Here is a 21,574-nt window from a genome sequence, read left to right on the forward strand (position 1 = left end):
TCATATAATTTGATATTTATTAGATATGCAATGGGCCAATGAGGGTTGGATTCCCCCCTTTTTTAAGGGGGAACACAAGGGGGTAAATCAGAAATAATTGCATTAATATTGAATTTACCACCCCTACCCCTCCTTAAAAAAGGAGGGGATTCACATCACCAAACGCTGCTCAAGAATGGTATATATAATAGACATTTATGATTTTTAGAAAACTTAAATAGACTCTTAAAGATGAAGAGGTTTACAATTATTATAGTAGCAATTCTGCTTAATTCAACATCAGTGTTTTCGCAGAAACCAATTAATCGTCTTACATTGGATGAGGTTTTACAATTAGCCAAGGATCAATCGCCACAGGCTATTCTAGCAAAGCATCGGTTTAGGGCTTCATACTGGGAATACAGAACCTACAAGGCTGAATATCTTCCTAGCCTAACAATGACATCAACATTGTTTGATTTTAACAGATCCCTTTCAAGATATAAAAACTCCGATGGTTCCTATCAATACACCAGGGATAATAGTAATACTTCATCAGCAGGTCTTGCGCTTAACCAAAACATAGGATTAACGGGCGCAAAAATCTTTATAAATTCATCGCTTGAGCGAACTGATTTATTAGGATCTAATAGAAAAACATCCTACTTGTCCGTGCCTGTTTCAATTGGCTTTTCTCAGCCAATATTCGGTTTTAATTCGCTAAGATGGGAGAAAAAGATTGAACCGCTAAAGTACGAAGAAGCTAAACGTAATTATCTACAATCACTTGAGACAGTATCCATGGATGCTTCACGGCTATTCTTCGATCTTATTCTTGGACAGCAAAACCTTCGCACTGCCAAATTAAACCATGCAAATACCGATACTCTTTATAAGATTGCAAAAGGAAGGTATAATATTGGAACTATTGCTGAGAATGAGCTTCTTCAAATGGAACTTAGCAACTTAAACGCTGGTAGCGAGGTTAGCGATGCTGAGGTTGATTTGCAACTCAAAAAATCAAGAATCAAATCCTTCCTTGGTTTAAATGATGAATATGATTTGGAGTTGATTATCCCAACTTCAGTTCCAAAAACGGATGTTAAGTATGATGATATACTATCGCTGGCTAAGTCAAATAATCCCTCAATTCTTGCGTTGCAACGTCAGCTAATTGAGGCGGATCAAGGGGTGGCTCAAGCACGATCACAGAGAGGTTTTAGTGCTAGTCTTAATGCTTCATACGGTTTAACCCAACAAGCAGTTGTATTTGATAATGCATACAAAGATCCATTAGATCAACAGGGAGTGAGGGTTGGCCTAACAATCCCAATTCTGGACTGGGGGCTTGGTAAAGGCAAAGTTAAGATGGCACAATCGGCAAGGGAAGTGACTAAAACTACCGTTCAACAGGCATTAACCGATTTTGAGCAGGATGTGTTTTTGAAAGTTATGCAGTATAATAGGCAGGATGATCAGGTAATGCTTTCAGCAAAAGCCGATACTATATCCCAAAGTCGCTATAACGTTACCAAAGAGAGGTTTTTAATTGGTAAGATTGATGTTCTAGATTTAAACGTTGCCCAAACCGAGCGCGATGCTGCAAAGCAAAAGTATATCAATACCCTAAATAATTTCTGGCAATTTTACTACAATATGCGTAAGCTAACGCTTTACGATTTTGAGAAAGGACAACCTTTATCAATGGATTTCGAAATGCTTTTGAAGTAATCCACTTGGGAAAAAGTAACAAAGCCGCAATGCGGCTAGATATGGCATAATACAACTTAGCTACAAATAGAACGCCGTTATACGGCTATAATTAAAATGCACAATATGCATTAGATTTTTGATATAAGGAAAACATTAATAGATCATGTATTGATTCTAACTCTTTGTTTTTTAAGAAATAACCGAACATAAATTAGCCTTATCTATTGCTAGTTCGTAGTTGGAGGGGGATGGGCACAACCATTGATAAACACAATTATTACAAGGTTTCTGATCTCGTATTCTCCGCCACGAATTTTTATTATTCATCTCATTAAGGATTATTCCTACAACGGATTCATCATGTAAGCCAATGGGTTCATGATTTGCATTAGCATAAACCTTACCATCTGCCATCAGTATTAGTTTTCCGAAATCGTAAGTGTTTAATACCTGTTTTACGAAAATATCATTGCGACTTAAACGCGTACCCAGTATGTCCTCCTCATCTAGATAAATGTTGCTTATAAAGAGTGGGAGGTTACTCCCTGTATATAATGGTTTAATCATTGCTTTATCCAAACCGTTTACATCGATTATCCGTTCAGCTTCATCAAATTCTTCCATTGAAGTGATAGCGAATAGCCATTGAGTTTGGATTTTTGATGATTTAATAAGTGAAATAACATGGTCTAACTTTTCTTGATTTAATGGGAAATCAATCAATACTTTAAGTCTTGCCTTTTCGCCCGACAAGAATTCAAACTGGGTTAAATTATCGGGGATATCGTAGTAACAAGTGTTAAATATTTTAATAGCATGAATATGTTCTATACCCTTTGCAAAATCTCGTAATTCAGAATATGTAAAAATATTTCCACCAAGGATATTTATTGCTCCCAGCGGCGAATATTCTATTTGCGAAATAAAAGATAAAGCAGTCTTTAGAGGTAATTGGTTGTTTCCTAAATCTCTATTATAATCGAACTGTTTGTACACAGGGATACCCGAAAGCATAGAGGTAGGCTTACCACCACCAATATAAATGCTTAGCTCGTTAAAATATGATAGTACGTCATCACTTGTGAGTTTAAAATCAGTTTCTTGAAGTTGTTCAATAGTTTTGTTGATCTTGAATTTTGGAATAAAAACTACTGGTTTCTTTGGAAATGATAAACTATCAACAAGATCGCCAGAGAACGTATCGTGTATGTAATTCACAAAATCAAGCAAATCAGAATCCTTTAAATCTGCTTCAGTTATTTCCACACAGTACATGTTTTTACTATCATTCAACTGGTTTACAATGGCTTTAACCTTTTCGGTGTTTTTGAATTTTCTGCCTTGATTAGAGATTGTGTTATATATTACGCTATGACCATTCCTTTCAAAAAGAAAAGTATAGGGATCCAGATACAACCAATAATTCTTCATTCTTAAATATTTTTACTTATTAATTCAGCTACTCCTTTATTCTATTGATACATCTTCTAAAACCTTTTTATAATCCCCTGGGTTGTTTTCCAAATAGGATATATTACGAGCCAAATAGTCGGAAAATCGCTTTTCATTAGTAAATCCCTTACAAACAGGTTTCTCACTCAGTTTATCAAGGTAATATATGCATTGAACACATGTTTGAGTCCTATGACAGCTTGAACATTGTTCTGTTATATTATTATAATAGGAATTTATACGTTGGGCGATTTGTTCTAAATCAAGTTGTACTCCATTTTTCGAGACAACTCCTAATGCGTGTTGAAAACCTATTCGTTCGCAGGGCAATATTTTCCCGTTAACAGTGACAAATACCTTTTTACTGAATGGAGAACATGTTCCTGTCGGTAAGTAGGTTTTTTTAATTTTCTTGCTTAACAGGTCGGTATATCTCTCAAAGATATTTCCGCTGTACTGGCCTGCAAAAGATGTTAATTCCCTAAAATCAGGATTATTTAGAATAGATTCGTTAATAATATCTTCATAATTTTCAGCCTGTTGCAGACTTTCATAGTTATTTCGATAAGTCTTCTTAAACTCTTCAACTTTTTCGGGTCTTATTCCAGCATCGCTGAGTTCGCTGATAGAAGGATTTTTACCGAATTCTTTTTTGATGTAATCAAAAATTTCGCTAACAGAATTCTTATTGTGCAGAACCGAGTTGAAATTTACATTCCGTTTAAAAAAATCGGGATACTTTTGTTGTAATTGTCTAACATTTTGATGCACGTCAGGGAATGAATTTTTACTATTATGATTAACCCTGTAACCGTGGTTTTCTTCGTTCCCATCAAGGCTAACTAAGATGCTGAAATCTTTTTCAACAAGGTAATCCATGCTCTTTCCCAGTAGCAAGGCATTAGTTGTCATCGACCATCTAAAATGTATTTTGGGGATCGATAGTTTTTCAAGGTAATCTATAACTTTTTTTATAAAGTCAATATTCATCAAGGGTTCACCCCCATAAAAGCCAACGGTGACGTTATGGTTTTGTGAATAATTTAGGGGCGATTGCCAAAGATTTACCAGATAGTTTATCATTTCACGGGCAATTTCAAATGGCATATACTTATTTACCCGCTCATCATAATCGGTATAAAACTCACCGTACCCACAGTATTTGCATTTCAGATTACAAGCATCTGTTACCTCAAAAACCAAATGATCCACATTTGCCAACTGCCATTCAATTTGCTTTCCATCCAGCTTTCCAAATTCATCTTTTCTTTTATTCAGAAAAACCCCTTTGTTTTTCAAAAACAGAAATTTGTTGTAGTAGTATTCTACCTGATTTTTCTGGTACTCCCTGTTATCTATTACTAATTTATCGGGTAGGTTGATATTATCCCCATTTTTAAGGAATTGCTCTACTATATATGAAAAAACCGGAGATGCGGGTATAATATAATTTTCAGCGGGGGCCGACAAATACTTATTTTTATTTGCTGAGGTGAATAAAATGTCAGATTTCATCCTATAAGAATTATGTTAAACAGGAATATGTCAAGTAAATTATTTATAGATTTTAACATTGAATTAGAGGTAATCGCAAGTTAAGTATTTATTGTTATATAAATTTAAGATAATTACCTGTTACTATAAACAAATCATTAAAATCGGTTAATAGTCAAGCTTGTTTCTTTAAAACAATCAAGACTATTAACCGATTAAGTTACTATAATTTCAACTCCATGTTATGGAGTTGTTTCATCGCGTACAAACAAGCGTTCATCCATACGCGTAAACAATCTATCTTCATATGAAACGCAGGTGCAATAGCACGTGCATATTATTACGCCCCCTTTAACTTGGGTGGCTTCTTTACTTGAAAGTTCATTCGAACTTAGCGTGTCAAGTTTTAATTTTTTCTCTGTTTTCATAAGATTAATTTGATTAAGTTAATAATTAGTTTTAAAGGCATTAAAAACAAAAACAAGTACTTTCTTAAAAAATATGAGAAAACATTTTCCTTAGTGAAGATTAAACAAAACCGGTTACTTGTATCATATTAGATTTTAGTCTCTATTACAAGCAAATAACCGGTTAGTTATAATATTTGCTTATTGGGCAAAATATATATATTCACCTTGACTATCAAAAGAACGTTCAGAGTACTTCTGATCAAGCGTATCGCAATAGCAGTAGCAACGGCAAATTGGTAGTCCACCTTTTATCTGATTGGCTTCTCGGTTTGCAAGTTCGTGTGAACTCAGTGTGTCAAGTTTTAATTTTTTCATAACTTTAATTTGTTTAAGTTACTAATAATTTGATTTAATATTATGGAAGAGTTCTGTCTACATGTATTAGATTATCTTTACGTGTAAAAAAACTATCCATAGATATGATACAATAACAGGAGCAATTGCAAATTTGTATTGCTCCACCACTTATTTGGGCCACATCTTTATTTGCAAGTTCTTTTAAGTTCAGCGTGTCAAGTTTTAATTTTTTCTCTTTTTTCATAACACTAATTTGTTAAAGTTAATAATAGCATTAAAGGTCATGTTTACAATCTTTTAGAAATATCGATGACTATTAATCGATTAAATTGCTATAATCTTGATTTAAACTTCCTTTACTACAACATGAACTTCATCCCAAGATGAATAACTCCTCTCATAATAAGCAGTGCAATAGCAACGGCAAGTGCAAACTATTCCACCCACAATTTTGTTGGCTTCCTTGTTTTCAAGTTCATTTAAGTTCAGTGAGTCAAGTTTTAATTTTTTTCTTGTTTTCATAACACTAATTAGTTTAAATTAGTAATTGTTTTAAAGGCATTTAAGGCAAAAAAGAATATTTTTTATTGTATATTAGAAATCATGTTCTTTCATGAGGATTATATTAAACCGATTGCCTACTTATATAAAATCTAAAATTAAGTAATACATATTTTAAGATTTAACTCTGTCAGGGTTTTGAACCCTGACAGAGTTTTGTAATAGACATTATATAATAGATATTTCATTCAAAATACTTGTAAATAACTAATTCATTAGCATATTTATTAGGGTGTTGGTGGCATCATCATGTAGTAACTGCGCTCTTCAATTCGTGTATAAATCCTTTCGTCAATTGTATAACAAGTACAGTAGCAACCACAAATTCCACCACCTCTAATTTGGTTGGTTTCTTTGTTTTCAAGTTCATTTGAACTTAATGCATCAAGTTTTAATTTTTTCTTTGTTTTCATAATATTAATTGGTTTAAGTTAATAAATGTAAAGGCTATTTATCTTTCCATTCTAATAAAAGATCTTTTTGTAATGCCAGTGAGCATTTTAAAATAATCCAAATAAGTCAAACCCCCAATATTATAAATTTAAGCAATTGAATAACAATTTTATACAATGCAATGAAATATAAAATTTAGAAAAAACTATTTTATGACAACTCAATAATTCTAATTTAAGGTCTTATCTCAACAAAATAATATAACTATAAACAATATAAATGTGAGTTTATGATACGATAAACGCTATGAAAAAGATAATATCAACATAATTTAAATGCAAGGTTAAATATACGGTGGTAATTTGACAATAACAAGAATATTTATGTAAATAAACATAAATATATTTATACAGACTTAATATGTAGCGAATATCTAGTAAATATGCAGTTTTAGATTCTCAATTTGCTTCGATGATGTCAATAAGAAGTAATGCTCTATGGGATAAGTTGTGTATGAGCGGGTATGTTTTTATGGGCTTAAACTATATAGTTTAACGTCAGTTCGATGTAAGATGTCATCTTGAGCGAAGCGAAAGATTTTATTGTCTAAAATTCAGATACTTCATTCCGTTCAGCATGACAAAGCAACAATCTAATGGTGAACTGAGAATCAATATATTATACTTACATCGAACTCGCGTTAGTTTAGGAAAAAATCTAGATTCAATTTAGCTCTATATTTCTCCTTTATTTCTTTGTTTGAATCACTTTCTTACAAATCAATAATCTTATTCTTCAGCGCATATTTAACCAAATCTACAGTAGTTGTAAGTTCCAGTTTCTGCATGATATGGTTTTTATGAGACTCAACAGTACGTACACTAATGAATAGTTTATCAGCAACTAGTTGATTTGAGTAACCTTCGGCAACAAATCTTAAAATCTCTAATTCTCTATTTGTAAGTTTCTCATCCTGAAGAGAGTCAAATCGTTCAGGGTCTTTAACCTGTTTAAGGTAACTCTTTAGAATAATATTTGAAACATCCTTACTAAAATACTCATTGCCCTTATAAACCTCACGGATTGCATCTAACAACTCTTCACGAGTGATATTTTTAGGAAGATAGCCCTTTGCACCAGCCTTAATAGCATTAAAGATAAATTCTTGATTAGTGTACATTGAAAGGACTATAACTTTTATAGTAGGATATTCGGTAGTAATTATTTTTGTAAGCTCAATCCCCGACATTTCTGGAAGGGAGATATCAACAATCATCACATCTGGTTTAATTAACTTAAGCTTTTCCAGAATACTCTTAGCATCACTGGCCTCAGTAATTACCTCAATATCATCTAATCCCGAAAGCAATGCCCGGATTCCATCTCTTACTAACTGATGATCATCAACCAAAGTAACTTTTATCTTATTCATGTTACATTTTTTGTTTTGGGAAAATTGGAAATTCAGCTTGAATTTTTACGCCATTACCAACAGAAGTAATAATCTCAAATTTCCCGTTTAGTAAAATAGCCCTCTCCTTCATATTATAAAGCCCATTCCCTGATTCATAGCCCTTTGACGGATTATATCCAACACCATTATCTTCAATATGAAGGTATAATCTTGAGATATCAGAAAATATTGAGATTACTGCTCTAGAGGCACCAGAATGCTTTACAATATTATTCAATGCTTCCTGTGCAATTCGATATATATAGGTTTTAAGAAGTTGGTTGAACGACTCGGGGAGCACTCCTATAACCAATGAAACATTTATCCCCGAATTTGATTCTATTTCAATACAAAGATTTCGAAGAACAACAGCTAAACTAAACTCAGTTAACGCAGCGGGCATAAGATTATTCGACATCCTCCTAGTCTCTTCAATAGTGTGATTAAACATCTGCTTAACCGATTCAATTGTTTTACGTTGATTTCCCAGCTCATCTAGGGGTATACTTTCTAACTTTAGTTTAATAGCTACAAGGGTTTGACCAAGCCCATCGTGTAACTCCCTCGATAACCTTTGACGTTCCTGTTCCTGCCCATCAATTACCGAACGCATCTGCCTTAAACGTTCAGTATGCAGCTCCTCCTCAATAGCTTTACGACGAGAAATATCCCTAATAACAAGCGATTCAACTTCCTGACCATGGAAAAGCACTCTATTTTTCTGTACCTCAACTGGAATTTTACGATCCGATCTTGTTTTAAGAATCGCCTCAAATGAGAAAACTTCATTTTGCTGAGCAGAAATATATGTTTCCTCATCGATAAGTAGGTAATCCTGTGGTGCTCTTTTAACCAATTCATCCTCAGAGAATCCTGTAAGGTAACTTAACGCATGGTTTACAAGTACTGGAGTTCCTGTTTTGTGTAAAACTATACCGTCAATTGTAGCCTTATAAAAATGGGTTAGCCTTTGTTCTCTCTCCTTTAAACTACTGGTGATATGCTTAATCTGAAGCACCATTTTATTAAAAACCTCCGTTAAAAGGCCTATCTCATCCTGGTATTTAATTGGTAAAGTTTGCTCATACCTTCCATCACCAACACTAATGGCTGCCTCCTTTAGCCTAATTAGAGGAGCTGTAATCTTTTTACTTAGTATAAAAACGCCAATTGTAAGCGCAATAAAAACAAGAAAACTTATAAGTAGAATTCGCTTGCCTAAAATCATGATCTCTTTCATTGCCTCCACGTAATCCATTTCAGCAATAATAACCCACTTTAAATCATTGATATTTACAGGACCATAGGCACTTAGTACCTTTTGATTTCTATAATCAATAGTTTTCTTTACACCAACCTTACCTTCGTGAGCCCTTTTAACAACTTCTGAGTTACAGCTGGCTAATAGTATCGATTTTTCGATAAAACGTGATGAACTTCGAAGAAGGTTATCATGACCTACCAGATAAACTTCGCCTGTATTACCTAAGCCCTTCTCGTTGAGTTGCTCTGCCATAATACCATTTATGGCTTTATCGGAAATCTCTAGGAAGATTACTCCAAGTAAAATATTATCAGCATTATATATAGGACTTGCTATAAACGACGAATATTCAGTTAGTAGTGAACCTTTGGTTAAATCTTGAAAAATAATACCTTTACGTTCAACCGCTTTTTTGTAAAGATCTTCAAGTGAGGTACTTAATAGAGATGATGTGTAGTAGCCCGATATTTTACTGTCTGAGCCAACTTCAAATGAATGAATTCTATTATTTGGTAAACCAAATGAAAGACTTACATATACTTTTGCATCAGCAAGATACCCAATTAGGCGTGGATCTATTATTGAATTGTCATTTTTCTGAATGTTATTAATATCATTCGTTTCATATAATTGTGAACTTAAGGATGCAATAATTCTTAATACACTATTTTGGGTTGATAAGAACTTCAAATTTCTTGCTCGTTCCCTATAGAATTCCTCAATTCGAATTTTCTTCTCCTCTTTTAATGATATAAGTTGTTGATATGTACGTTGTATAAGCGCCTCTCGGGCTGTAAAATATGAATATGCTCCAACCAGTACCACTCCTGTAAAACAGAAAATCATAGAGTAAAGAAAAAGTTTGGTTCGAAGTGAATAATACCTCATTTTATTCTATCTAATTAAAATTACTCCCAAATATAGTTGCAATTTCTTCAAAGCCTAGTGATTTTAAAACGCTGAATTTACTAATTTCAAGAATATCTACATTACCTGATTGGTAATATAATTTAACATGAGTTTGATTTAAGAAACATGATAATATGTTTATTTACATTGATATATAAATATTTAGTTTGGTGATGGAAGGTTGGAATAATGGAATAGTGAAATTTCTTGTAACTTTTTTCTTCCAAAATTGGCTTCGCCGAGTTCCGCTTTGCTCCAGTTCCATTTTTCCATCATTCCAATTAAACTTTATGTGTATAATATTGATTAATATGTAATTAAATAACTTCTTATATCGAACTCACGTTAATTTACCTAAAACTGACTAATTTATCTGATAGTTTGAACTTTGATTGTAGGTTTTGTTTTTTAATAAATCCAAACAAATTAAAGAATATTAGCCTATAGTCCTTATTATTGTTCTACTTTTGAGCCACATAATTTAAATGTAATGATTGTCAAAATTCCCTTTCAAATAATTGAGCTCGAAAGCCAAAGCTATCATATTGTAGTTGATGGTAAGGTTGATGGTATTAAACTAGCATTTATAATCGATACGGGAGCATCGAGAACAATTATAGATAAATGCTATGCTGAAAAGTTAGAAAAATTACCCTTTGGAACAGAAACCCCGATGGCAACAGGATTATCTGCAGAGCAAATCCCTGTTGAATTATACAATATTTCTTTATTAAAACTTAAGGATGTTCCGTTTAAAGACGTACAAGTGTTAACTGCTGACCTTAACCCAATTAACGAAGTTTATTCAAAAATTACAGGAAAGAAAATAGGAGGGTTGATAGGCTGTGATTTTTTAATGAAAAATATTAAAACCATTGATTTTAAAGGGAAATGCTTAAAAGTATCGAAAGAAAAGTAATCCAGTATACAATTATGATTCAATCAATTACTTAATACCATTCGCTCTGAAAAATTAATATTTATAGTAAATGAGTATTTATCCATGTATAACCTATTGTATCATATCTCAAAAAAAGTAATATATTTGCCCGATAATTTTTGGAAATAAGAAAATATTCAATTCATTAATACTGAGAACAAATGCGGAATAAAGGTGCGATAAAATTTATTGCTATTGCATTAGCGCTGGTATGCGTGTACCAGTTATCATTTACTTATGTAACTAAACAGGTAGAAAAGAAAGCTAAAGCGTACGCTAAAGGTGATTCAAAAAAAGAATTTCACTTCTTAGATTCTATATCAACCGAAACTGTTTACAATTTCCTTTGGGTGCGTAAATATACCTACAAAGAATGTAAAGAGCGAGAGATTAATCTTGGTTTGGATCTTAAAGGAGGTATGGAGGTAACTCTTGAGGTATCTGTTGTTGACCTAATCAAATCATTAGCAAATAATAGTACGGACCCCTCTTTTTTAAAGGCTATTGAAATGGCTCAAACAATGGATGCAAGCATCGATTTCATTACCCGTTTTGGTGATGCATTCGAAAAGATTGCTCCCAATGCCCGTCTGGCAGCTATATTCAATACTGTTGAACTCCGCGATAGAATTTCGTTCAACTCAACGAATAAAGATGTTTTAACTATTATTCGTAAAGAAGCTGACGGTGCTATTAAAAACTCATTTAACATTATTAGTACACGTATTGATAAATTTGGTGTTGCTCAAGCTAATATCCAACAACTTCAAACATCTGGAAGAATTCTTGTTCAGTTACCAGGTGTAAAAGAACCCGAACGTGTAAGAAAACTCTTACAGGGAACAGCCAACTTAGAGTTTTGGGAAACATATGAAAACTCTGAAATATACCCATTCTTGAATGCTGCAAATGCTAAAATTAAAGAATTACAGGATGCAGAAAACAGCTTGAAAGAGGCAGAAAAAAGCACCTTAAAAACCACGACTCAGGAGTCAAATAGTAAGAAAGAATCAACCGAAAAAGGTGAAGATCTTGTTAAAATGCTCAAGGAAAAAGAGGCAAAAGATACAACTTCACTTGCACAAAATGATATAGCAAAGAATTTTCCATTGTTCTCTATTTTACGTCCAAATGTTGATGAAAGAACAGGTCAACCTCATGTAAGTAATCTAATTGGGCATTCTCATTCCAAGGATACTGCAAAAGTAAACGAATACTTAAAATTAGCTCAGGTTAAGAGTTTAATGCCTCGTGATTTGAAGTTATTATGGGGAGTTAAAGCAATTGATAAAAAAGAGACCATTTTTGCATTATGGGCAATTAAGGTAACAAATAGAAATGGCAAAGCACCTCTTGATGGTGGTGTTATTACTGATGCTCGTGATGAGATTGCCGATAAAAAAGGTGCCTCAGAAGTTAGTATGTCAATGAATGCTGAAGGATCAAGAATTTGGGCACGTTTAACTGGCGACAACGTTGGTAGATGTATTGCAATTGTTCTTGACAATTATGTTTATTCGAGCCCTACGGTTAATGGTGAAATTAAAGGAGGTCGTTCTTCAATTTCTGGAAGTTTTACCATTAATGAAGCAAAAGACTTAGCAAATGTTTTAAAATCTGGTAAACTACCTGCACCTGCCAAAATTATTCAAGAAGAGGTTGTTGGTCCATCTTTAGGTAAAGAAGCTATTAATGCTGGTTTACTATCGTTCCTATTCGCATTTATCGGAGTACTATTGTACATGTCGCTTTACTATGGTAGAGCAGGAAACGTTGCAAACGTTGCTCTAATTACCAACGTATTTTTCACATTTGGGGTTATGGCATCATTAGGAGCAGTTCTTACACTACCTGGTATTGCAGGTATGGTTCTAACCTTTGCCATGGCGGTTGATGGTAACATCATTATCTATGAACGTATGCGGGAGGAGACTCGTGCAGCTAAAGGCGACCAATTGGTTATTAAGGATGGTTTTCAGCATGCCCTCTCTGCCATTATCGATGGTCACGTAACTACTATTCTAACAGCGGTTGTACTTTACATTTTTGGTTCTGGTCCAGTTCAAGGTTTTGCAACTACTCTTATCATTGGACTTCTTCTATCCCTATTCACTTCAATCCTAATATCTCGATTGGTATTTGAATGGATTCAAAAGCATAACTGGCATATTAGTACAGGTAATAAATACACCATTAACGCTTTCACTAAGGTTAATATCAACTTTATTAAACTTAGGAAAATTGCATATGTAATATCTATTGCTGTTGTTACGGTTGGTGTTATTTCGCTTTTCGTAAGAGGAATGAGTAAAGGTATCGACTTCACAGGTGGAAGAACATACGTAGTTCGATTCGATCAGCCGGTAAATACTCAGGATATAAGAATTTCTCTTGAGAATGTGATGGATGGGGATGCACCTGAAGTTAAAACATTTGGACCCGAAACACAAGTTAAGATAACCACTAAGTATCTTATCAAGGATAATTCAACCAAAACAGATTCTCTTGTTGAGCAAAAACTCTTTGCTGGGGTTAAGTCTTTTTTCAAAACACCTATTTCCTACAATGAATTTTCAGCTCATGAGAACAGCAATCAGATTGGAAAAATGAGTTCTCAGAAAGTAGGACCAACTGTTGCTAAGGAGATGATTTATAAAGCATTTATGGCTGTTTTCTTTGGACTAATTATCATATTCATTTATATAACCATACGATTTAAGAATTGGCAGTTTGGTTTAGGGGGTGTTGTTTCTCTTTTCCATGATACAATGATTATTATTACAGCATTTACTTTGTTTCATGGAATTTTGCCTTTTAGTCTTGAGGTTGACCAATCTTTTATCGCTGCAATTCTAACTATTATTGGTTACTCAATTATGGATACAGTTATTATCTTCGACAGAATTAGAGAGTACAGAACACTACACCCAAAATGGTCGCTAGGTGATAATATTAATGCGGCTATTAATAGTACACTTGGACGAACAATTAATACTTCAGGTATTACCTTTGTAGTACTATTAATAATATTCATTTTTGGTGGTGAAGTATTAAGAGGTTTTATTTTTGCACTATTAATTGGAGTATCAATTGGTACCTTCTCATCAGTATTTGTCGCTACTCCTGTTGCTTATGATATTATTCAGTGGCAAGAAAGAAAAAAAGAAAAGAATGCTCTAAAAAAATAGAAAGCACTAATAATTTTGAAAAAACCTGTCTTATAAGTAAAGACAGGTTTTTTTGTTTTTGCTTTGAAATAGTTTTTAGATTTGTAGATAAATAAAATCGAGAATGATTTACCATAACCTTCTATTTATAAGCATGTCCGAAATACTATTTATAGCATTCGTGGCATTTTTACTCTTTGGCACAAAGAAAATACCAGAGGTTGCCAGAGGTTTAGGCAAAGGTTATCAGGAATTCCAGAAAGCTGCCGATCAAATTAAGGAAGAGATTAACAAAGTCACTAATGATATTAAAGAAGAGACAAATAAGGTAAAAGATGAGGTAAATAAGGTATCAGATGATATCAAAAGTGATATTAACGATGATTCAAAAAACTCATCGACTAGAGTGGGATAGTTAGCTGAATATCTGTCATGATTCATGTGTTGTCTCTTATTCTCATTGTTCGACCTGTTCATTTAAAAATCAAAAACCTTTTCTATTTTCATTTCTTTAAGGATAAACTTTTGATTATAATATTATTAGATAATTGCTGAATTAATGAAATAAAGTGTACCTTTGCCAACTATTTTTAATTTCGTTTTTTGAATAAGCTGCTAAAATTCACATAAATAGCAGGCAAAATTGTAATATGGACAAAGAAAAGAACAAAAAAATCGTAGTTAAACGCGAGATGCGCACCAACTCCGAGAATGAACCCAGCAGGGTTTACCGACCACGAACCTTAAAGGCTCGCCCTGTATCAGATTCAGATGACAACTCTGAAAACAGCAGGCAAACAGATGAGCAAGAGTCAATCACTCGCAAACCAGAACAATCTAAGGAAGGATTTTCAGAAGAACGACCATCAAAAAGGGATGAGTTTATCCCAGTAGATTCTCGTGAAAAAAAGAAAGTTTATAAGAAACCCGAAGATTCTTCCTCCGAAAGAAAATCTACTTACAAACCACGAACAGGTGGTTTTAAAAAGAGCGATGAGGAATTTTCAAATGATATAGAATTTAGTAACGAAACAACTTCAATAGCTAAAGAAAGCGAAATAACCCCCAAAAAAGTTCTTCGTATCCAGAAACCAGAAGAGAGATCTTTTCGAAAAAAAGATGATAGATTCGATTCTGATAAAAGAGATACTCGAAGTACATCAAGAAATACCGAAGGAAAATCAACCGGATATCGTTCTAGCCGAATAGATAAATCAAATGATAGACCTAGAGAGTCAAAAGAGGAGCGAGAAGAGAGATTTAGAAGACAACGTACAGAAGGCGATATTAAACCCAGATTTAACGATAGGACAGGGGATTCCAAAAAACCTTACGGTTCAAGATCCGAAACACCTAAAAAGCAACAACTTCGTTTATATATTCCTGAAAAGAGGGAGAAAATATTCATTGATAAACCTATTCCAAAACCAAAAAGGGAGTACGATGATAAGCCATTCCTTGAGGTTGATAGCGATGGTCTAATTCGCTTAAACAAATTCATAGCTAACACTGGCCTTTGCAGTAGACGTGAGGCTGATGACTTTATAGAAAATGGGATGATTACCATCAATGGTGAGGTAATTACTCAACTCGGCACTAAAGTAGATCCAAATTCAGAGATTTGCTTTAAAGGGAAAAAACTTGAAACAGAGCATAAAGTATATATCCTACTGAATAAGCCAAAGGATTATATTACAACCGTTGAAGATCCAAATGCAAAAAGAACCGTAATGGAGCTTATTGAAGGTGCATGTACCGAAAGGGTTTACCCAGTTGGTCGCCTCGATAGGAATAGTACAGGGCTACTTTTACTCACCAACGATGGTGAAATGACCAAAAGGTTAACTCATCCTAGTTTTCAAAAGAAAAAAATCTACCATGTAGGACTCGATCGTGTTTTGGTTCGTGAGGATATGGAAAAAATATTATCAGGAGTCGAAATTGAAGGTGAACTTATTAAGGCTGATGCAGTTGAATATACTGAAGAATCTGATGGCTCTGAAGTTGGAATAGAGATACATACCGGGCAAAATCGGGTAGTAAGAAATATGTTCGATGTTCTAGGATACAAAGTATCAAGGTTAGACAGGGTTTACTTTGCTGGGCTAACAAAGAAAAATCTCCCTCGTGGTAGCTGGAGATTTCTTACTCAGAAAGAGATCAACATGCTTAAAATGAATAGATTTGATTAGTATTATCTATTATAACATGCTGATAACTACTCTTATTATTTTTATAGATCACATTTGATACTTTGCAAGATGTCACATAAATCGGGTTTTGTAAATATTATCGGAAATCCAAATGTTGGTAAATCAACCCTTATGAATGCTTTGGTTGGTGAAAAAATATCTATTATCACTAAAAAAGCACAAACAACCCGTCATCGGATAATGGGAATTGTTAATGGGGAAGATTTTCAGATTGTGTACTCAGATACTCCAGGTGTTCTTAAACCTGCATATAAACTGCAGGAGTCAATGATGCGATTTGTTGAATCAGCACTTGAGGATGCGGATGTTATTTTATACATCACCGATACCTTTGAGACTCCCAATAAAAATCAGGAATTCCTCGATAAAATTCAAAAATTAGGAACTCCTATTATACTCGTAATCAATAAAGTTGATTTAACCACCCAAGAAAAAGTTACCGAACTTGTTGATATATGGGGTAAGATGCTGCCAAGCGCAAGGATTTTGCCAGTTTCAGCATTGCATGGATTTAACACTGAAGGGTTAATCACTATTATAAAAGAGATTCTCCCAGAAGGACCTGAATACTTTTCCAAGGAAACCCTAACCGATAGAACCATGAGGTTTTTTGCCTCAGAGATTATAAGGGAAAAGATTTTACTCCATTACCAAAAAGAGATTCCCTATTCCGTTGAGGTTGAAATTGAAGAGTATAAGGAGGGAACAAAACTTGATAGCATAAGAGCGATCATTTATGTTAGCCGCGAATCGCAAAAGGCCATTGTTATTGGACATCAGGGGAAAATGTTAAAACGAGTTGGAATCGAAGCTCGTTTAGACCTTGAGAAGTTTTTGGAGAAAAAGGTTTTTCTTGAACTATTTGTTAAGGTTGACCCCGAGTGGCGCGATAACGATAATAAGCTAAAGCGATTTGGGTACATTCAGTAAAAAGTGCAGAGTGCCTAGAGTTTGGAGTACTTAGAGTTAGCACTTAAGAGTTAAAATAATGGAGATGTGGAGTGGCGGAGTACTGCAAAACAGCATTATGGCAACACAATCTAATAATAAAAGTATACGTTTTCATCCCTCAAACAAATTCAATCCATGGGAAATATAGTTGCAGTAGTAGGACGTCCAAATGTAGGAAAATCGACATTTTTCAACCGTATGGTTGGAGGAAGACATGCGATTGTTGATGAAACAGCGGGAGTTACACGCGATAGAATCTATGGAAAATCCGACTGGAATGGCATTGAGTTTTCAATAATCGATACAGGAGGTTACGTAATTAATTCCGATGATATTTTTGAAGGGGAGATCCGCAAACAGGTTGCTATTGCTATCGAAGAGTCAGATGTTATTCTTTTTTTGGTTGATGCTCAAACGGGTATTACTGTTATGGATATGGCTGTGGCCGAAATTCTCAGAAAAAGTCACAAGAAAGTTTTTGTTGTAGCCAACAAAGTTGATAATAATAATTTCCGCTTGAATGCAACTGAATTTTACAATTTTGGATTAGGTGATCCTTATTGCGTTTCATCCATAAGCGGTATGGGGACTGGGGATTTACTTGACGATATTGTAAAGGAGTTTATAAATCAGGAGCCCCAAGAAGAGATTAACATCCCAAAAATAGCAATTGTTGGAAGACCTAATGTTGGTAAATCATCATTGATTAATGCTTTAGTTGGAGAGGAAAGAAATATTGTAACACCTATAGCAGGTACAACCCGTGATTCAATTTATTCTCGGTATAATAAATTTGGGCATGATTTTTTCCTAATTGATACGGCTGGTTTACGAAAGAAAACCAAAGTGACTGAAGATCTAGAGTTCTACTCCGTTATGCGTTCAATTAGAGCTATCGAAAATGCTGATATTTGCATTCTACTAATTGATGCTACGCTAGGCTTTGAAGGCCAAGATCAAAATATTTATAATCTCATTATTAAGAATAGGAAAGGTGTTGTAGTTGTTGTAAATAAGTGGGATTTAGTTGAAAAGGATAATAAAACTACGGATCAATATACAAAGGCAATCAAAGAGATTATGGCACCTTTTCATGATGTTCCAATTATCTTTACCTCTACTATTACAAAGCAAAGATTGCTAAAGGTTTTTGAAACGGCTATGGAGGTATATGAGAATCGTAATCGTAAGATTCAAACATCTAAACTAAACGATTTTCTTCAAGAAACAATTGAATCTTATGCACCACCTGCCTATAAAGGGAAACATATTAAAATTAAATTTGCCACTCAGTTACCAACTCATACCCCATCATTCGCTTTTTTCTGTAATCTACCTCAATATATAAGAGATCCTTATAAAAGATACATTGAGAATAGACTTCGTGAAAATTTCAATTTCACGGGTGTACCTATTCAGATATTCTTTAGGCAGAAATAGAAATAAGAATTTGGCGGAGTTAACAGAAGTTAAAGAAGTTGGAAAACCTTTTTGGCCATTTTTTGGTTAAAAATACTTTGATATCGATGACATCCACCCTTTTGAATAAAGTTTTGCAAGTAAAGCTAGTTTATATACATCAAACATCAACAAAGATGGATGTTTACTGCATAAACTTCGTCTTATAATTGGATTTATAGCACGAAATACCCATCGAAGAGGCATTGTTAAGCCTAAAATTCTCAGTATTTTAAAAACTTTTAACACCCTAACCGACCGTTCAAGATCTTTCCGTAAATCGGGCGCATTACGCATTAGTTTTGAAAGGTTGATAACGCTTTGTTCAGATTTCTGAAGAAAGTCGAAACAAGGTTCTAAGCCAAGGTGAAAACTCGGATTATCAATATGTAGTATTGGTACTTTTCGACGCTTTAGATTAATCCCAAAAACAGTATCCTCATGCCCATATCCTGAGATTTCTTCGTTAAAACGAATAGAATGGAATGCCTCACTGGTAATTAAAAAATTACCACTCATAAATGAGTTATAGGGTGATAATTGTCGAAGAATAGCTTTTTTGCACTCACGAAAAACTCCATATTTCCAACGAAGAATAAGTTCTTCTCTGAAAGGTTTTTTTGAATATTTGAAACCACCACAAATAACTTGTGCTTTATTCAACGAATCAACATACCCTTTTAGAAAATCGGGGTCGTCAATCATCATATCGCAATCAAGAAAAAGAAGCCAATGACCAGAAGCAAAATCAGCTAAGCGATTGCGAATTTTTGATCGGCCAATGTTAAAATCAAATTCAAGATAATTAACATCTTTCCTGCTATTCAATTGGGCGTTTACCTTTTTAAAATATGAAAGGGAATGATCGTCGAATAAAAGAATCTCTATCGGATAACCAATTCTATCCGCCTGCTCAAGTAAAGAATTGGTTAACTCAGTAACATCAAAATTATATACAGGAATACAAATTGAAATCATAGTTGATATGTTACTCATTTGATGGTAGTTGATCTTTGAAATTTAAATCATCAACATCAGTACCCTCAATTAGTTCATTTGGTATTGTTTTTTTTGCCTTTACCCCTAACTCTTTGAGCTGTTTAGCTTGTGTAATTAGGTTTCCTTTTCCATCCTTAAGTTGGCTAAATGCTGATTCATAGCTGGCATGGGCTTTATGTATATTTTCTCCGATTGCTTGAAGATTTTCGACAAACCCCACAAACTTATCATAAAGTAGTCCACCTCTATTAGCTATATCTAAGGCATTCCTATTCTGGTATTCATGCTGCCAAAGATTATGAATCATCTTAAGGGCTACAATAAGATTGGTAGGGCTAATAAGCAATACCCTTTTGCTATAAGCATAGTTCCATAGCTCTGAATCAGCCTCCATCACTACCATATAGGCAGGTTCAATTGGGATGAACATCATCACAAAATCAAGAGATCCTACCATATCCTGATAATTCTTTGAACTTAACGAATCAATATGATTTCGTATTGAACGAAGATGCTCAATTATCGCCTTATCCTGATCTTCCTTGTTTGTACTTGAACTATAACGTTCATAGGCAACTAACGATACTTTTGAGTCAATTACAACCTTTCGATTATCGGGGTACGAAATTATTACATCAGGCTGAAACCTTTTACCTTCAACATCCTTAACAGATTCCTGCACTGAATACTCTCGACCTTTTACTAAACCTGATTTTTCTAAGATGCTTTCAAGTATCATCTCTCCCCAGTTACCCTGAGTTTTTGCTTGCCCCTTTAAAGCCTCTGTAAGATTTTTTGCTTCTTGGCTAATTGTTTGGTTAAGTTCTCTAAGTTGCTTAACCTCATTTCCTAATGAAAATCTCTCCTTACTCTCCTTTTCATATACATCTTGAACCTGTTTTTGAAATAGTAGAATATTTTCTCCAAGCGGTTTAAGTAATCGATCAAGGTTTTCTTGATTCATCTTGGTGAAACGCTGGGTCTTATCCTCAAGAATCTGATCTGCTAATAGTTTGAATTCATTCGAGAACTTTTTCCCAATATCCTCTAACTCCAACTTTTGCTTTTCTAAGGATTCTTTGAGATACTTATTTTCCATTTCAAGTTCAACGCCTCTATTATTTGACTTACCTTGTAAATCTGATAAACGCTTTATTTCAGCCTCTGATTTTTTAACTTCTTCTATAAGTGAAGCATGCTGTTTTAACACCTCATTATATGTTGCTTCAAACGCAGAAAATTTTGTTATTATGTCCAATTTTTTTGTTCTTTCGCTATCCAACTCCAACTGAAGAGTTTGAATAAGTTCCTCTCCCCTTAATAGTCTATCACGGGTAATCAGCAGTTGATTATTCTTTTCCTCAAGGTGACTGCTTATATTTTTTTCAGCATCCAAGTAATACGAATGCATTTTAATTCTATTGATTAGCCAAAGTGTTATTGCACCAACCAATAAGCCAATGCACAGAAATACAATATTTTCGAACATACAGTTATAAATATATCAGAACTATAAATATAGTAAAAAGAGGTCGTTACATTAGTATTTATCTTATTTTTTGAAAATAAAATAACGAATGCGAAAAATCAAATTATTAAGGATTAATAAATCAGATTTTTCCGCTTTAGAAGTAATCGAAAAGATTCAAATAAATCAAAAATTGCTTTTTATAATTTAAAATTACACCTATAACATTCAGATTATCAGTATATAAAAAAAAGATTAAAAAACCATGTCACTTTTTGGCACTTTTTGGAATATATAAATAGAAGGGTATGTTTTGCTAATAAATGATATACTCAATTGTTCTTTGATGTTTCCCGGACTCATTATATTAATAATCAATGTTTTGATAATAGA

General features: G+C 33.8%; 18 protein-coding genes. 7 read left to right on the forward strand and 11 right to left on the reverse strand.

Features of this window, described 5'->3' with window-relative positions; translation table 11 throughout:
* Positions 1–231: 231 nt before the first annotated feature.
* Positions 232–1,710 carry a TolC family protein gene (locus HOO91_00120; GenBank protein NOU15949.1) on the forward strand — a complete coding sequence of 493 codons (1,479 nt, stop codon included), beginning with the start codon at positions 232–234 and terminating at the stop codon, positions 1,708–1,710.
* A 171-nt stretch (positions 1,711–1,881) separates the two neighbouring features.
* On the opposite strand, the gene HOO91_00125 is transcribed toward HOO91_00120, so the two are convergent.
* The 9 genes from HOO91_00125 to HOO91_00165 all read right to left on the reverse strand — a co-directional run bounded on the left by HOO91_00125 (position 1,882) and on the right by HOO91_00165 (position 9,964).
* Positions 1,882–3,123, reverse strand: coding sequence for a TIGR04150 pseudo-rSAM protein (locus tag HOO91_00125; protein NOU15950.1), 1,242 nt, complete (start codon positions 3,121–3,123; stop codon positions 1,882–1,884).
* Between the two features lie 36 nt (positions 3,124–3,159).
* Positions 3,160–4,659, reverse strand: coding sequence for a radical SAM peptide maturase (locus HOO91_00130; GenBank protein NOU15951.1), 1,500 nt, complete (start codon positions 4,657–4,659; stop codon positions 3,160–3,162).
* Between the two features lie 221 nt (positions 4,660–4,880).
* Complete coding sequence (locus HOO91_00135; protein NOU15952.1) at positions 4,881–5,066, reverse strand: rSAM-modified peptide; 186 nt, start codon at positions 5,064–5,066, stop codon at positions 4,881–4,883.
* Positions 5,067–5,246: 180 nt separating this feature from the next.
* Entirely contained in the window at positions 5,247–5,423 is a 177-nt protein-coding gene (locus tag HOO91_00140; protein NOU15953.1) for an rSAM-modified peptide, read from the reverse strand.
* A 40-nt stretch (positions 5,424–5,463) separates the two neighbouring features.
* On the reverse strand, positions 5,464–5,649 hold the full coding sequence (locus HOO91_00145; GenBank protein ID NOU15954.1) for an rSAM-modified peptide: 186 nt from the start codon (positions 5,647–5,649) through the stop codon (positions 5,464–5,466).
* A gap of 101 nt (positions 5,650–5,750) precedes the next feature.
* Positions 5,751–5,927 carry an rSAM-modified peptide gene (locus HOO91_00150; GenBank protein NOU15955.1) on the reverse strand — a complete coding sequence of 59 codons (177 nt, stop codon included), beginning with the start codon at positions 5,925–5,927 and terminating at the stop codon, positions 5,751–5,753.
* A gap of 266 nt (positions 5,928–6,193) precedes the next feature.
* The gene (locus tag HOO91_00155; protein ID NOU15956.1) at positions 6,194–6,379 is read right to left on the reverse strand and encodes an rSAM-modified peptide; all 186 of its coding nucleotides are present in this window, start codon (positions 6,377–6,379) and stop codon (positions 6,194–6,196) included.
* Between the two features lie 752 nt (positions 6,380–7,131).
* On the reverse strand, positions 7,132–7,791 hold the full coding sequence (locus HOO91_00160) for a response regulator transcription factor (protein NOU15957.1): 660 nt from the start codon (positions 7,789–7,791) through the stop codon (positions 7,132–7,134).
* Position 7,792: 1 nt separating this feature from the next.
* Positions 7,793–9,964, reverse strand: coding sequence for a HAMP domain-containing protein (locus HOO91_00165; GenBank protein NOU15958.1), 2,172 nt, complete (start codon positions 9,962–9,964; stop codon positions 7,793–7,795).
* A 511-nt stretch (positions 9,965–10,475) separates the two neighbouring features.
* On the opposite strand from HOO91_00165, the gene HOO91_00170 reads away from it, so the two are divergent.
* The 6 genes from HOO91_00170 to der all read left to right on the forward strand — a co-directional run bounded on the left by HOO91_00170 (position 10,476) and on the right by der (position 18,696).
* Positions 10,476–10,904: a hypothetical protein gene (locus HOO91_00170; protein ID NOU15959.1), complete on the forward strand. Its 429-nt coding sequence runs from the start codon at positions 10,476–10,478 to the stop codon at positions 10,902–10,904.
* Between the two features lie 182 nt (positions 10,905–11,086).
* Positions 11,087–14,113, forward strand: coding sequence for a protein translocase subunit SecDF (gene secDF / locus HOO91_00175; GenBank protein NOU15960.1), 3,027 nt, complete (start codon positions 11,087–11,089; stop codon positions 14,111–14,113).
* A 103-nt stretch (positions 14,114–14,216) separates the two neighbouring features.
* Positions 14,217–14,507, forward strand: coding sequence for a twin-arginine translocase TatA/TatE family subunit (locus tag HOO91_00180; protein NOU15961.1), 291 nt, complete (start codon positions 14,217–14,219; stop codon positions 14,505–14,507).
* A 235-nt stretch (positions 14,508–14,742) separates the two neighbouring features.
* Positions 14,743–16,284 carry an rRNA pseudouridine synthase gene (locus HOO91_00185; protein NOU15962.1) on the forward strand — a complete coding sequence of 514 codons (1,542 nt, stop codon included), beginning with the start codon at positions 14,743–14,745 and terminating at the stop codon, positions 16,282–16,284.
* Positions 16,285–16,353: 69 nt separating this feature from the next.
* Complete coding sequence (gene era / locus HOO91_00190) at positions 16,354–17,235, forward strand: GTPase Era (GenBank protein ID NOU15963.1); 882 nt, start codon at positions 16,354–16,356, stop codon at positions 17,233–17,235.
* Positions 17,236–17,391: 156 nt separating this feature from the next.
* Positions 17,392–18,696 carry a ribosome biogenesis GTPase Der gene (gene der / locus HOO91_00195; GenBank protein NOU15964.1) on the forward strand — a complete coding sequence of 435 codons (1,305 nt, stop codon included), beginning with the start codon at positions 17,392–17,394 and terminating at the stop codon, positions 18,694–18,696.
* Between the two features lie 66 nt (positions 18,697–18,762).
* Here the strand turns inward: der and HOO91_00200 are convergent, their stop codons facing one another.
* Positions 18,763–19,710 (reverse strand): glycosyltransferase, encoded by a 948-nt coding sequence (locus HOO91_00200; GenBank protein NOU15965.1) that lies wholly within the window; start codon positions 19,708–19,710, stop codon positions 18,763–18,765.
* Positions 19,703–21,202 (reverse strand): DNA recombination protein RmuC, encoded by a 1,500-nt coding sequence (rmuC, locus tag HOO91_00205; protein NOU15966.1) that lies wholly within the window; start codon positions 21,200–21,202, stop codon positions 19,703–19,705. Before rmuC ends, HOO91_00200 begins: the two co-directional genes overlap by 8 nt.
* Positions 21,203–21,574 lie beyond the last annotated feature (372 nt).

Source organism: Bacteroidales bacterium (assembly GCA_013141385.1).
In the GTDB taxonomy this organism is placed as follows: Bacteria; Bacteroidota; Bacteroidia; order Bacteroidales; family Tenuifilaceae; genus UBA8529.